Source organism: Porticoccus sp. GXU_MW_L64 (genome assembly GCF_052983295.1).
This window is the reverse complement of record NZ_JBRKJK010000012.1, coordinates 99,970-113,376: the sequence shown is the minus strand read 5'-3', so window position 1 is coordinate 113,376 and position 13,407 is coordinate 99,970. Positions and strand designations below refer to the sequence as shown.

Genomic DNA, 13,407 nt, shown 5'->3' with positions numbered 1-13,407 from the left:
GAAAGACCTTGAAAGACCTACTGAATCTTTTGAAGTCTCAGGACCAAACTGGCGAATTTGACGCAATCCGTATCGGCCTGGCGTCACCGGACATGATTCGCTCCTGGTCGTTTGGCGAAGTCAAAAAGCCGGAAACCATTAACTACCGCACCTTCAAGCCAGAGCGCGAAGGCCTGTTCTGCGCCAAGATTTTTGGCCCGGTCAAGGACTACGAATGCTTGTGCGGCAAGTACAAGCGCATGAAGCACCGCGGTATCGTGTGCGAGAAGTGCGGCGTTGAAGTGACTCTTGCGAAAGTTCGTCGCGACCGTATGGGCCACATTGAACTGGCCTGCCCGGTTGCCCATATCTGGTTCCTGAAATCCCTGCCGTCCCGCATCGGCCTGCTGCTGGATATGACCCTGCGTGAAATCGAGCGGGTGCTGTATTTTGAATCCTATGTGGTTGTCGACCCCGGCATGACCACCTTGGAACGCGGCCAGCTGCTCAACGACGAGCAATACTTTGAAGCCCTGGAAGAATTTGGCGACGAATTCACCGCCCTGATGGGAGCGGAAGCCATCCAGCAGTTGATGAAAGACATCAACCTGGAAGAAGACATCGCCGAGCTGCGTGAAGCCATTCCCGCTACCAACTCCGAAACCAAGATCAAGAAGTACTCCAAGCGCCTCAAGCTGTTGGAAGCCTTCTACAACTCCGGCAACAACCCGGAGTGGATGGTGATGGAAGCGCTGCCGGTTCTGCCGCCAGATCTGCGTCCGCTGGTGCCGCTGGACGGTGGCCGTTTCGCCACTTCCGACCTGAACGACCTGTACCGCCGCGTAATCAACCGTAACAACCGACTGAAAAGGTTGTTGGAGCTGAACGCCCCGGACATTATCGTGCGCAACGAAAAGCGTATGTTGCAGGAATCCGTGGACGCACTGCTGGACAACGGTCGTCGCGGCCGCGCCATCACTGGCTCCAACAAGCGCCCGCTGAAGTCCCTGGCCGACATGATCAAAGGCAAGCAGGGTCGCTTCCGTCAGAACCTGCTGGGTAAGCGTGTGGACTACTCCGGTCGTTCCGTGATCGTAGTTGGCCCCACCCTGCGTTTGCACCAGTGCGGTCTGCCAAAGCGTATGGCCCTGGAACTGTTCAAGCCGTTTATCTTCGCCAAGCTGGAAGGTCGTGGCCTGGCCACCACCATCAAAGCCTCCAAGAAAATGGTGGAGCGGGAAGAACCGGTGGTTTGGGACATTCTCGACGAAGTGATCCGCGAACACCCGGTACTGCTGAACCGTGCGCCAACATTGCACCGTCTGGGTATCCAGGCGTTTGAGCCGGTACTGATTGAAGGCAAAGCCATCCAGCTGCACCCGCTGGTGTGTGCCGCCTATAACGCCGACTTCGACGGCGACCAGATGGCGGTACACGTACCGCTGACCCTGGAAGCCCAGCTGGAAGCCCGCGCGCTGATGATGTCTACCAACAACATCCTGTCGCCCGCCAACGGTGAGCCCATTATCGTACCGTCGCAAGACGTGGTACTGGGCCTGTACTACATGACTCGCGAGCGCATTAACGCCAAGGGTGAAGGCACTCTGTTCACCGATGTGAAAGAAGTGTCCCGCGCTTTCTACAGCAAGCAGGCTGACCTGCAAGCCCGTGTAAAAGTGCGTATCGACGAAGTGACCTTCGACGAAGACGGCGAGCGCCAGGAGCGCACCTTTGTGGCGGACACCACCGTGGGCCGCGCCCTGCTGTGGGACATCGTGCCCCAAGGACTGCCTTTTGAATTGGTGAACCGGGCGATGGTGAAGAAAGCCATCTCCAGCATCATCAACGAGTGCTACCGTCGTGTCGGCCTGAAAGACACCGTGATCTTTGCCGACCAACTGATGTATACCGGTTTCGACTTCTCCACCAAGTCTGGCGCTTCCATCGGCGTAAACGACTTTATGATTCCCGGCGCCAAGTCTGAAATCATCGGTCGTGCGGAAGACGAAGTGAAAGAGATCGAAGCCCAGTTTGCTTCCGGTCTGGTAACCCAGGGCGAGAAGTACAACAAAGTGGTGGACATCTGGTCTCGCGCCAACGACCTGGTTGCCAAGGCGATGATGGAAGGTATTTCTTCCGAAACCGTCACCAACCGCGATGGCGACGACGAAGATCAGGATTCCTTCAACTCCGTATTTATGATGGCGGACTCCGGTGCTCGTGGCTCCCCCGCACAGATTCGTCAGCTGGCGGGTATGCGTGGCCTGATGGCCCGTCCGGACGGCTCGATTATCGAGACGCCGATTACCGCCAACTTCCGTGAAGGCTTGAACGTACTGCAGTACTTCATCTCCACTCACGGTGCTCGTAAAGGTTTGGCGGATACCGCCCTGAAAACCGCCAACTCCGGTTACCTGACCCGCCGCCTGGTGGATGTGGCTCAGGACGTGGTTGTGGTGGAAGACGACTGCGGCACCAACAAAGGTCTGCTGATGACGCCGGTGATTGAAGGTGGCGACATCATCGAATCTCTGGGTGATCGCATCCTTGGCCGCGTTGTGGCCCAGGACGTGCTCAAGCCCGGCAGCGACGAAATCGCTCTGCCCGCTGGCACCATCATCGACGAGAAATGGGTTGAGCGCATCGAAGCCCTGGGTATTGATGAGGTTCTGGTTCGCTCGCCAATCACCTGTGACACCCGCTACGGCATCTGTGCCGAGTGTTACGGTCGTGACCTGGCCCGTGGCCACAAGGTCAACTCCGGTGAAGCGGTGGGTGTTATCGCCGCCCAGTCCATCGGTGAGCCCGGTACCCAGCTGACCATGCGTACCTTCCACATCGGTGGTGCCGCGTCCCGCGCCTCGGCGGTGGACAGCATTCAGGTTAAGCAGGAAGGTACCGTGCGCCTGGTGAACGCCAAGGTGGTAGAGCGCGAAACCGGCGAGCTGGTTTCCGTATCCCGCTCCGGTGAGCTGGCGCTGGCGGACAAAAACGGTCGTGAGCGCGAGCGTTACAAGCTGCCTTACGGTGCTGTGATCAAGGTAAAAGAGGGGGCATCCGTTGCCGCTGGCGATGTGGTTGCCAACTGGGATCCGCACACCCACCCGATTATTTCCGAGGTGTCCGGTAAGGTGCAGTTCTCCGGTATGGAAGATGGTCTGTCTGTTCGTCGTACCACCGACGACATGACCGGTTTGACCAGTACCGAGGTGCTGGACCCCAACGAGCGCCCGGCGGCAGGTAAAGACCTGAAGCCCTTGGTGACTCTGCTGGACGGCAAAGGCAAAGAGCTGTGCTTCCCCAACTCCACGGTTCCGGCCCACTACGCACTGCCCGCCAAGGCGATTGTGATGTCTACTGACGGTGGCCAGATCGGTGTGGGTGAGGTGATCGCCCGTATTCCGCAGGAGAGTGGCGGTACCAAGGATATCACCGGTGGTCTGCCCCGGGTGGCCGACCTGTTTGAAGCCCGCAAGCCGAAAGACCCGGCTATTCTGGCGGAAATCTCCGGTACTGTTAGCTTCGGTAAAGAGACCAAAGGCAAGAATCGTCTGGTGATCACGCCCACTGACGGCCAGCCTCTGCCCGATGGCAGCACCCATTACGAGGCCCTGATTCCCAAGTGGCGTCAGCTGGGTGTGTTCGAAGGTGAGCATGTGGAGAAGGGCGAGGTGATCTCTGAAGGTCCCGACAACCCCCACGATATTCTGCGCCTGCTGGGTGTAGACGCGCTGGCCAAGTACATTGCCAATGAGGTGCAAGACGTTTACCGCCTGCAAGGTGTGGGCATTAACGACAAGCACATCGAGGTGATTGTGCGCCAGATGCTGCGCAAGGTGGAAATCACCGATATGGGCGACTCTCCGTTCGTGAAAGGCGAGCAGGTGGAGTTCAACCGGGTGATGGAAGTGAACGAGCAGCTGGAGCTGGACGGCAAATTCCCCGCCAAGTTCGAGCGCCTGTTGCTGGGTATCACCAAAGCATCGCTGGCCACTGAATCGTTTATTTCTGCGGCCTCCTTCCAGGAGACCACCCGTGTACTGACCGAAGCCGCCGTAACCGGCAAGCAAGACGGTCTGCGCGGTCTGAAAGAAAACGTGGTTGTGGGTCGCCTGATTCCGGCGGGTACCGGTCTGGCGCACCACAAACAGCGTCGCGCCGAGCGCGAAGCGGAGCAGGCCGAAGGTCTGGCCGTAACTGCCAGCGATGTGGAAGCAGCGCTGAGCGAAGCCCTGAGTTCCAGCGGCGAAGAGTGAGTATAGGTTTGACGTTGGACGTTTGACGTTCGACGAGTGGCTCCGTAGCCAATTTCGTCGAACGTCTAACCTCAAACGTCGAACGATTGTTCGCTTGACGTCCGGTAGCGGTGTCATTAGAATGCCGCTCCCGCATTCAAGTGTGGCGCTTTCGTCGTGCTTGAATGCGCTGAAAAGTTAATTATTTAAGGTTTTGGAGTTTATTTAATGGCAACGATCAACCAGTTGGTTCGTAAGCCGAGAAAACGCAAAGTAGCCAAGAGCGACGTACCGGCCCTGCAGGCCTGCCCGCAGCGCCGCGGTGTGTGCACTCGCGTCTACACCACTACCCCGAAAAAACCAAACTCTGCACTGCGTAAAGTGTGCCGTGTTCGCCTTACCAATGGTTTCGAAGTAACTTCGTACATTGGCGGTGAAGGCCACAACCTGCAGGAGCATAGCGTGGTATTGATTCGCGGTGGTCGTGTGAAAGACTTGCCGGGTGTTCGCTATCACACCGTTCGTGGTGCCCTGGATACCTCCGGTGTCGACGGTCGTCGTCGCGGACGTTCCAAGTACGGTGCCAAGCGTCCTAAGTCTTAAGACTGGGAACTTACATTTGCGTACCTCGCGTACGAATAACTAGTAAGGCCGGGACAGGCAGTACGTTATGTATAAGTTGCCCGGACTAACCTGAAGAGAGCAAAGACATGCCAAGAAGAAGAGTTGTCGCCAAACGCGAAATTCTGCCGGATCCCAAGTTCGGCAACGTTACACTGGCGAAATTTATGAACCACGTAATGGTCAGCGGCAAGAAGTCCCTGGCTGAGCGCATCGTATACGGCGCGCTGGACACCGTGGAAAGCCGTGCCAAGAAAGACCCAATCGAGGTGTTTGAAGAGGCGCTGGAAAACATTGCCCCATCGGTAGAGGTGAAGTCCCGCCGTGTGGGTGGTGCGACCTACCAGGTTCCCGTAGAAGTGCGCCCATCTCGTCGCACGGCACTGGCCATGCGCTGGCTGGTGGACTACGCCCGTAACCGCAGCGAAAAATCCATGGCCCAACGTCTGGCTGGCGAGATTGTAGACGCTTCCCAGAACAAGGGCGCCGCGGTGAAAAAGCGTGAAGACGTGCACCGTATGGCAGAGGCCAACAAAGCCTTCTCCCACTTCCGGTTCTGACGACTGTTATCGAACAGGATTTGGGCTTTTCACAAAAAGGTGGCTATTTAGCTGCCTTTTTGTGGCTTAAGAAATAGAGCTTTTTATAAATTAAACAACGAAAGACGCTGGATTGCTTCGTCGTTCCTCCTCGCAATGACGAACTCCGTCATCGCGAGCGAAGCGCGGCGACCCAGTGACTTAATACTCGGCTTAAAGAGCATTTAAAGTGGCACGTCAAACACCAATCAGTCGGTACCGCAATATCGGTATTTGCGCGCACGTGGATGCGGGCAAAACCACGACGACTGAGCGCGTGTTGTTTTACACCGGCTTGTCTCACAAGATCGGTGAAGTACACGACGGTGCCGCCACCATGGATTGGATGGAGCAGGAGCAAGAGCGGGGTATCACCATTACCTCTGCCGCCACCACCTGTTTCTGGGCTGGCATGCAGCAGCAGTTTGACCAGCACCGTATCAACATTATTGATACCCCGGGGCACGTGGATTTCACCATTGAGGTAGAGCGCTCCCTGCGGGTTCTGGATGGTGCAGTGGTTGTGCTGTGTGGTTCCTCCGGCGTACAGCCGCAGACGGAAACCGTATGGCGCCAGGCCAATAAATATGAAGTGCCGCGCATGGTGTTCGTCAATAAGATGGACCGTGCCGGCGCCGACTTTATGATGGTGGTCGACCAGCTTAAAGAGCGCCTGGGTGCCACCCCCGTGCCATTGCAAATGACTATCGGTGCGGAAGACGAATTTAAAGGTGTCGTTGACCTGATCAAGATGAAAGCCATCTTGTGGAACGAAGACGACATGGGCATGACCTTTGACTATGCGGACGTGCCGGAAGAGCTTGTCAGCCAGTGCGAAGAAATGCGTGAGTATCTGGTGGAGTGCGCCGCTGAGGCCAGCGACGAGCTGATGGACAAGTACCTGGAAGGGGAAGCCCTGACAGAGGAAGAGATCAAATCCGGCATTCGCCAACGCACCTTGGCCAATGAAATTGTGCCGGTACTGGGCGGCTCTGCCTTTAAGAACAAAGGCGTGCAGGCGGTACTGGATGCGGTGATTGAATACCTGCCATCGCCGGAAGAAGTAAAAGCCATTGAAGGCGTGCTGGACGATAAAAACGAGACAGAAGCCACTCGTGAAGCGGATGACAGCGCGCCATTTGCGGCTCTGGCCTTTAAAATCGCCACCGACCCCTTTGTGGGTACGCTGACGTTCTTCCGGGTTTATTCTGGTACTTTGAAGTCCGGCGACACCGTGTACAACCCGGTGAAAGGCAAGAAAGAGCGCATTGGCCGTATGGTGCAGATGCACTCCAACAACCGCGAAGAAATTAAAGAAGTGCTGGCGGGGGATATTGCCGCCGGTATTGGCTTGAAGGACGTGACCACCGGGGATACCCTGTGCACCCCGGAATCGGTGATCACTCTGGAACGTATGGAGTTCCCGGAGCCGGTGATCTCCGTGGCGGTAGAGCCCAGGTCCAAGGCCGATCAGGAAAAAATGGGTATTGCCCTGGGCAAACTGGCTCAGGAAGATCCGTCATTCCGCGTCAAAACCGACGAGGAGACTGGCCAGACCATTATTTCCGGCATGGGCGAATTGCACCTGGATATTCTGGTGGATCGCATGCGCCGGGAATTCAGCGTCGAGGCCAATATCGGTAAGCCGCAAGTGGCCTACCGTGAAATGATTAAGAATACCTGCGAGATTGAAGGCAAGTTTGTGCGTCAATCTGGCGGCCGTGGCCAGTACGGTCACGTATGGGTGAAATTTGAGCCAGGCACCGAAGGTGCCGAAGAGCTGGAGTTCGTCAACGAGATTGTTGGCGGCGTAGTCCCCCGGGAATACATCCCCGCGGTGGAGAAGGGCATCAGCGAACAGATGAAGAACGGCGTACTGGCGGGCTACCCCCTGCTGGGTTTGAAAGCCACTCTGTACGATGGATCCTTTCACGATGTTGACTCCAACGAAATGGCCTTTAAGATCGCTGCATCAATGGCAACCAAGAAGCTGGCCCAGGAAGGTGGTGCTGTGCTGATGGAGCCAATGATGAAAGTGGAAGTCGTTACTCCGGAAGAGAACATGGGCGATGTTGTGGGCGACCTCAACCGCCGCCGTGGTCTGATCCTGGGTATGGACGATGGCACTATGGGCAAAGTAGTAAATGCCGAAGTGCCTCTGGCGGAGATGTTCGGTTACGCGACCGATCTGCGCTCTGCAACTCAGGGTCGTGCGACCTTTACCATGGAGTTTGAGAAGTACGCTGAAGCTCCAAACAATATCGCTGAAGAAGTAATTGCCCGCACCCAGCGCTAGCTGGTCAAGGTAAGCACTTGTGAGGCTGTTTTTTTCAATCCTAAAAATCTGAAGCTAAGAGGATATTACAGTGGCTAAAGAGAAGTTCGAACGGAACAAGCCCCACGTAAACGTGGGCACCATCGGTCACGTTGACCACGGTAAAACCACCCTGACTGCGGCCCTGACTCGCGTTTGTGCTGAAGTATTCGGCGGTGAAATGAAAGACTTCGGCGAGATCGACAACGCGCCGGAAGAACGTGAGCGCGGTATTACCATCGCCACTTCTCACGTTGAGTACGATTCCAACGACCGTCACTACGCACACGTTGACTGCCCAGGACACGCCGACTACGTGAAAAACATGATCACCGGTGCTGCTCAGATGGATGGTGCTATCCTGGTTTGTGGCGCTACTGACGGCCCTATGCCTCAGACTCGCGAGCACATCCTGCTGTCTCGCCAGGTTGGCGTTCCTTACATCGTTGTATTCCTGAATAAAGCTGACCTGCTGGCGGAAGACTGCGGCGGTGTTGACTCTGAAGAATACGCCGAGATGCTGGAACTGGTTGAAATGGAACTGCGCGAGCTGCTGGACACCTACGAGTTCCCAGGCGACGACACTCCGATCATCGCCGGTTCTGCTCTGATGGCTCTGGAAGGCAAAGACGACAACGAGCTGGGCACCACTGCCGTCAAGAAGCTGGTTGAAGCTCTGGACAGCTACATCCCTGAGCCCGAGCGCGCCATCGACCAACCGTTCCTGATGCCTGTGGAAGATGTATTCTCCATCTCTGGTCGTGGTACTGTTGTAACTGGTCGTGTTGAACGCGGTATCGTTACCGTTGGTGACGAAATCGAAATCGTTGGTATCAAAGAAACCACCAAAACCACCTGTACCGGTGTTGAAATGTTCCGCAAGCTGCTGGACGAAGGCCGTGCTGGTGAGAACGTTGGTGTTCTGCTGCGTGGTACCAAGCGTGACGAAGTTGAGCGCGGACAAGTTCTGGCCGTACCTGGCTCCGTAAACCCGCACACCAAGTTCGAAGCGGAAGTTTACGTACTGTCCAAAGACGAAGGCGGCCGTCACACTCCGTTCTTCAAAGGTTACCGCCCTCAGTTCTACTTCCGTACTACTGACGTGACCGGTAACGTTGAACTGCCCGCTGGCACCGAAATGGTAATGCCCGGCGACAATGTTCAAATGACCGTTACTTTGATCGCGCCTATTGCGATGGAAGATGGTCTGCGTTTTGCTATCCGTGAGGGTGGCCGTACTGTAGGTGCTGGCGTTGTTGCTAAAATCATTGAATAATGATTTGAGCAAAACGCCTCAAAAAAGGGTCGCATAGCGGCCCTTTTTCTTTGGATAAGAAAGTGGCCACCAGAAAGGAGATTCGTGACAAATCTGCAGGACAGCAGATTTGAGCGGCCGCAGGCCGACCCGAAGGGTGAAGGACAAGGATGTCCGTAATACAAATCTGCAGGACAGCAGATTTGAGCGGCCGCAGGCGGACCCAAAGGGTGAAGGACAAGGCTGCCACGGAGTAATGTGGCTGCACCGTGGTACTGGTGTTGTTGCAAAGATTATCCAAAGCCGTCATTGCGAGGAGTGCAGCGACGCGGCAATCCAGTGTCTTTTTTAGGAGCCAGTTCTATGGTAATCAAATCAAAAACCCTACATTTACAGATCGCACTTAAATATACCGATCCCGTTATCTGGCGAATCGTTACTGTTCCCGATGGTATCACGTTGGAGCAATTGCACTACGTTATACAATTCGCCATGGGGTGGGATTACAGTCATCTCTACGAATTTGATATTAACGGAGAACGCTATGCTGGCCAGGACCCCTGGAGTAGCAACGCAGATTCCGGGGTTCTCAATAAAAAGCTGATAAATGTGCTGGGAAGCAAGAAAAAATTTCATTACATGTATGATTTTGGCGACTCCTGGCTACATGAATTAACAGTCAAGAAAAGTGTTTCTGTTGATAAAGCCCAAAACCACGCCTTGTGCCTTGAAGGGGAAAATAACTGTCCACCAGAAGATATTGGCGGTGTGCCGGGCTTTGAGTGGTTTGTTGAGGTAATGGCCAATCCGGAACATGGTGACTACAATGAGATGCTGGACTGGTATGGTGAGAGATTTGACTCTGAAAGATTTGATATAGATGCTATCAATAAGCGCCTTAAGGCAATAAAACTGTGATATTAAACCGGCAACCTTATAGGTTGCGTTTAATAATGCGGCACAGGGATGTGCCGCCGCTGGCGCAGCCAGCGCAAGCTCAATAAAATCAAGCACTTCCGCGCAAGTGCGTCACTTTCTTTTATGTGAAAGTTATTGAGCGCGCAATACAAAAGGCAGGACGCCTTTTGTATTACCGGGTTAATAAGTGGCATTCGGTTAAGGGGGCGGTATTGCTGTTTGGTTAAAAAACGGTTGCCATCGCGTAGGGCATTCGACTGTCCGAAACAACCACCCACTCCGTCATTGCGAGCAAAGCGAAGCAACCTCCATCCAGTTAGCACTTCACTTGCGAGGTTCTCTGCCACATTAATGAAGATCGCCGCGCTGTGCTCGCGATGACGGGACGTGACGGTACTCCCGTCATTGCGAGGAGCCGAAGGCGACGTGGCAATCTCCCTTCAGCCATGATGCATTTAACTGAATGCCATTCGGCACTGGTCTACTCGCCCCAAATGGTTTTTACATGTTTGTAATTGAGGATTTTTTTATCTGCCGTCACCAGCGGAGCTGCCAACTTTCGAGCAGTAGCAACAATCATCCGGTCTGCCGGGTCTTTATGGAATTCCCCTGGTAATGTGGTTGAGTGAATGCATATTTCGTTGTCTACGGGTGCAAATCGAACGCCCTCAATTTGAACAACTTCTTCCAGCCAACTGCTTACATCCATACTCAAAATTAGCCGATTCTTTTCCACCAGCATGGCTATTTCCCAGGCAGAAATGGATGAGATGATTACTTCTCCATTATTGGCCAGAGTGTGGTCGATTACTTTTCTTGCGGTAGCTGAAAGTTGCTCAGAATCATTGACCCACCACACAAGCACATGCGTATCAATAATGAGCATTACCCATTTTCCCAGGTGTCGTCATCAACCGGATCCGTTGCTCCCTCATACATAATCACGCTACCTTTTAGCAGCTGCAACGGCGGTGTCTCTTTTTGCCTGAGTTTCCGGATTTCCAAAGTGGGTTTGCCGCGATTCGTTATGACTCTTGGCTTTCCGTTCTTTTCAATATCTCTTAATACTTCCAGAGCGTGGGCTTTAAACTCGGTTTTTGAGATAGGTTCCACAAGCATTACTCCTGATGTAGGCATCAACAGATGTAATGCTAAACCACCAAGTGACTATTGACAATAGTCATTTGGTGGTTTGGTTGGTAGGTGGTGTTTTTGGGGAGTGTGTCAGAGCGTTTTAAAACTGATAAGAAACAGCAACAGACACACTGGTTTCATCAAAATCACCAGGAGTGACTTCTCCACTGCGATCCGTTTGAGTGGCATTCAGGCGTAAAGAAAAATTCTCGGCAATTTGGCGGTTGTAGGCAATTTGAATGCTATTTGAATCGAAACCGGAAAGTGGGGCAGTCGCCGAATCGAAATCGGTATCTCGATAAGTAAAGCTGGCAGACAGGTTAGACGCCCTGGTCAACTGATAGCCCCATCTTATTGAAGCAAGTAGCTGATCATTATCGCTATTGAGGGTGGATTGCTCGCTGTAATCTTCGCTCGACAGGCCGCCGGTTAATGTAACTGTGCAGCGCTTGCAAAGTGATGAGTTGGTCCAGGTGAGCGTGTGAGACTTGCGGTCAAAAGTGCCAGCGATGGTAGTAATACCATTGCCCAGCGACAGTTGGTCTGTACTGCCAAGTAATAACTGATTTTGGTTGCCCCTGGATGGGTCAGTTTGAGCGGCTTCAGACAAAAAACTGAACACATTGGCGCCGCTGTCGTACTGCACAGATATTTCCCAGCGTGGAGAGCTGTCGTCCTCGCCAATATCCGGCTTGCTGACATTGTAGCCGGCGGCAATGGTATAGCTGAGTTGCCGGAGCTGGGTGCTATAACTGAGCAGCGCACTTTGAAGCTGGTAGTCCTGGCCAATCAGATCATCGTATTCAATGTCTTGATGTTGTGCTGTGAGTGTGAGGGTATCTACCTTGCTGATTCTTCGTGCCCACGATAATGAAGCGCCGGTGGTGGTGGTATCAAAAGAAGTCTGTGCAGATTCGTTGCGATCAAAATTAACAATGCTGTAGGTGCCGACAACGGAAAATGTATCTGCTTGGTCTTGGAAGATATTTAAGCGAGGCTCAATTGTCGTGACATCGCGGGTTTGCAGATTGTCTGCAATAGCAGTTTGGCTGGGGTTGCTGAGAACTTGGCGTTTTGAATTATTCAGCGATACGTTGAAGCGGCCTGTTTCACTGCCAAATAAAAAGTCAGCTTGCCCATCCAGTTCCAGGCGATCTTCCTGGGAATCTTTATCAAACAGTAGCTGTGTAGCCCGGTAATTGATATTGGCATTAAGCCAGCTGTTTTGATGACTGATGTCGGTTGACAGAGATAGCCTGTCCTGGCGTTCAGACACATTGCCAGCGCCTATTCGTTGGGCATTGTCGGTATATAGGGATTCCAGATCGACAGAAAAGCTGACATCTGCGGCTATAGGAGTGCTAATAATTGTGGCAATTACTGGCAAGGCAATTCTTTTAGTCATAATAGAGCCTCATTCTCAGTGATGGTGTTAATTGACATGTTCCAGAGGGATCAAAAAGCGTCGTTATTTCGTCCCTTTTGTATCACTCTGAATGCAGCGAAGGATCCCGGTTTTCGATTGGTTGATGAGTTTTTTCGCTGCGCTTAGAATGACAAGAATGCAGATAAAGATTCGTTCAGTGGCTAAGAATCAAGCCCGCAACCTTTTCATTTCCTACGGTTTTTATAGCGTTTTCTATATCACTTTGGGTTGCCTTCTTTGTGGGCAATTCAAGTATCGCCATATCAGCTTTTTCAGCCAATATTGCCGCTTCCGCGTAATGCAATACGGGGGGTGCATGAATAATCACAAAAGCATCGGGCATTGAGCATTTAATGCTATTAACAATAACATCCATTTTGGGGTGGTTGAAATATTCCGCAGCGCTCTCCCGAGTGCCGCCTGTGGGAATAATTTTCAAACGATCGACGCCTGATGGATAGGTAATATCGGCCAGGGAAACGTTGGAACTTGTAAGGTAATCAGTAATACCAAATTGCATGTCGCGAATGGATAATTCTTCGCATTCGTCGGCATAGGGATTGCAGCTAATGAATAGTGCCGTTTTGCTCTCATCCAAAGCCAAGCAGGTAGCAAGATTAAAAGCAGTCAGAACGCTGTGGTCATCTTTTCCGCCCAGCGAAGTGATAACAACAATAGCGCCGCTTCCCTGAGCTTTCTTAATCAACTTGGTGCGAATATCTCTATATGCGTTTATCAGCTCACTTTGTTTCATGCCGGGATAGATAATATTGAGTTGATGACATTGATCTTTGTTCCACAAATTTTTGCGTTCATTGGTGCTGAGCGAGTAGGTCAGGCTGCGAATGACATATTGATTAATTTGATCAATTTTAGAGTCAGAATTGATGCCCACCGCCTTAAGTGCTCTTGGGTGGGGGGTGACAACATTGTTGGAGTTGCTCATC

The 13,407-nt window shown here is 53.0% G+C and carries 10 protein-coding genes; 6 read left to right on the top strand and 4 right to left on the bottom strand.

What is annotated here, in order from left to right:
• The first annotated feature begins 8 nt into the window (after nt 1–8).
• From rpoC to ACVBEJ_RS11285, 6 genes are all read left to right on the top strand, one after another.
• The gene (gene rpoC, locus ACVBEJ_RS11310; RefSeq protein WP_447129740.1) at nt 9–4,235 is read left to right on the top strand and encodes a DNA-directed RNA polymerase subunit beta'; all 4,227 of its coding nucleotides are present in this window, start codon (nt 9–11) and stop codon (nt 4,233–4,235) included.
• Nucleotides 4,236–4,442: 207 nt separating this feature from the next.
• A complete protein-coding gene (gene rpsL / locus ACVBEJ_RS11305) occupies nt 4,443–4,817 on the top strand; it encodes a 30S ribosomal protein S12 (protein ID WP_447129739.1) in 375 nt (124 codons plus the stop codon).
• A gap of 107 nt (nt 4,818–4,924) precedes the next feature.
• Nucleotides 4,925–5,395: a 30S ribosomal protein S7 gene (rpsG, locus tag ACVBEJ_RS11300; RefSeq protein ID WP_447129738.1), complete on the top strand. Its 471-nt coding sequence runs from the start codon at nt 4,925–4,927 to the stop codon at nt 5,393–5,395.
• Nucleotides 5,396–5,603: 208 nt separating this feature from the next.
• The gene (gene fusA / locus ACVBEJ_RS11295) at nt 5,604–7,709 is read left to right on the top strand and encodes an elongation factor G (protein WP_447129737.1); all 2,106 of its coding nucleotides are present in this window, start codon (nt 5,604–5,606) and stop codon (nt 7,707–7,709) included.
• A gap of 70 nt (nt 7,710–7,779) precedes the next feature.
• Nucleotides 7,780–9,003 carry an elongation factor Tu gene (gene tuf / locus ACVBEJ_RS11290; protein WP_289152343.1) on the top strand — a complete coding sequence of 408 codons (1,224 nt, stop codon included), beginning with the start codon at nt 7,780–7,782 and terminating at the stop codon, nt 9,001–9,003.
• Nucleotides 9,004–9,345: 342 nt separating this feature from the next.
• Nucleotides 9,346–9,900: a plasmid pRiA4b ORF-3 family protein gene (locus ACVBEJ_RS11285; protein WP_447129736.1), complete on the top strand. Its 555-nt coding sequence runs from the start codon at nt 9,346–9,348 to the stop codon at nt 9,898–9,900.
• 481 nt (nt 9,901–10,381) lie between these two features.
• On the opposite strand, the gene ACVBEJ_RS11280 is transcribed toward ACVBEJ_RS11285, so the two are convergent.
• The 4 genes from ACVBEJ_RS11280 to ACVBEJ_RS11265 all read right to left on the bottom strand — a co-directional run bounded on the left by ACVBEJ_RS11280 (nt 10,382) and on the right by ACVBEJ_RS11265 (nt 13,406).
• Nucleotides 10,382–10,786 carry a type II toxin-antitoxin system VapC family toxin gene (locus ACVBEJ_RS11280; protein WP_447129735.1) on the bottom strand — a complete coding sequence of 135 codons (405 nt, stop codon included), beginning with the start codon at nt 10,784–10,786 and terminating at the stop codon, nt 10,382–10,384.
• Complete coding sequence (locus ACVBEJ_RS11275; protein ID WP_447129734.1) at nt 10,786–11,013, bottom strand: type II toxin-antitoxin system Phd/YefM family antitoxin; 228 nt, start codon at nt 11,011–11,013, stop codon at nt 10,786–10,788. Before ACVBEJ_RS11275 ends, ACVBEJ_RS11280 begins: the two co-directional genes overlap by 1 nt.
• 121 nt (nt 11,014–11,134) lie before the next feature.
• Complete coding sequence (locus tag ACVBEJ_RS11270; protein ID WP_447129733.1) at nt 11,135–12,439, bottom strand: hypothetical protein; 1,305 nt, start codon at nt 12,437–12,439, stop codon at nt 11,135–11,137.
• A 175-nt stretch (nt 12,440–12,614) separates the two neighbouring features.
• Nucleotides 12,615–13,406 carry a hypothetical protein gene (locus ACVBEJ_RS11265; RefSeq protein WP_447129732.1) on the bottom strand — a complete coding sequence of 264 codons (792 nt, stop codon included), beginning with the start codon at nt 13,404–13,406 and terminating at the stop codon, nt 12,615–12,617.
• Between the last annotated feature and the right edge of the window lies 1 nt (nt 13,407).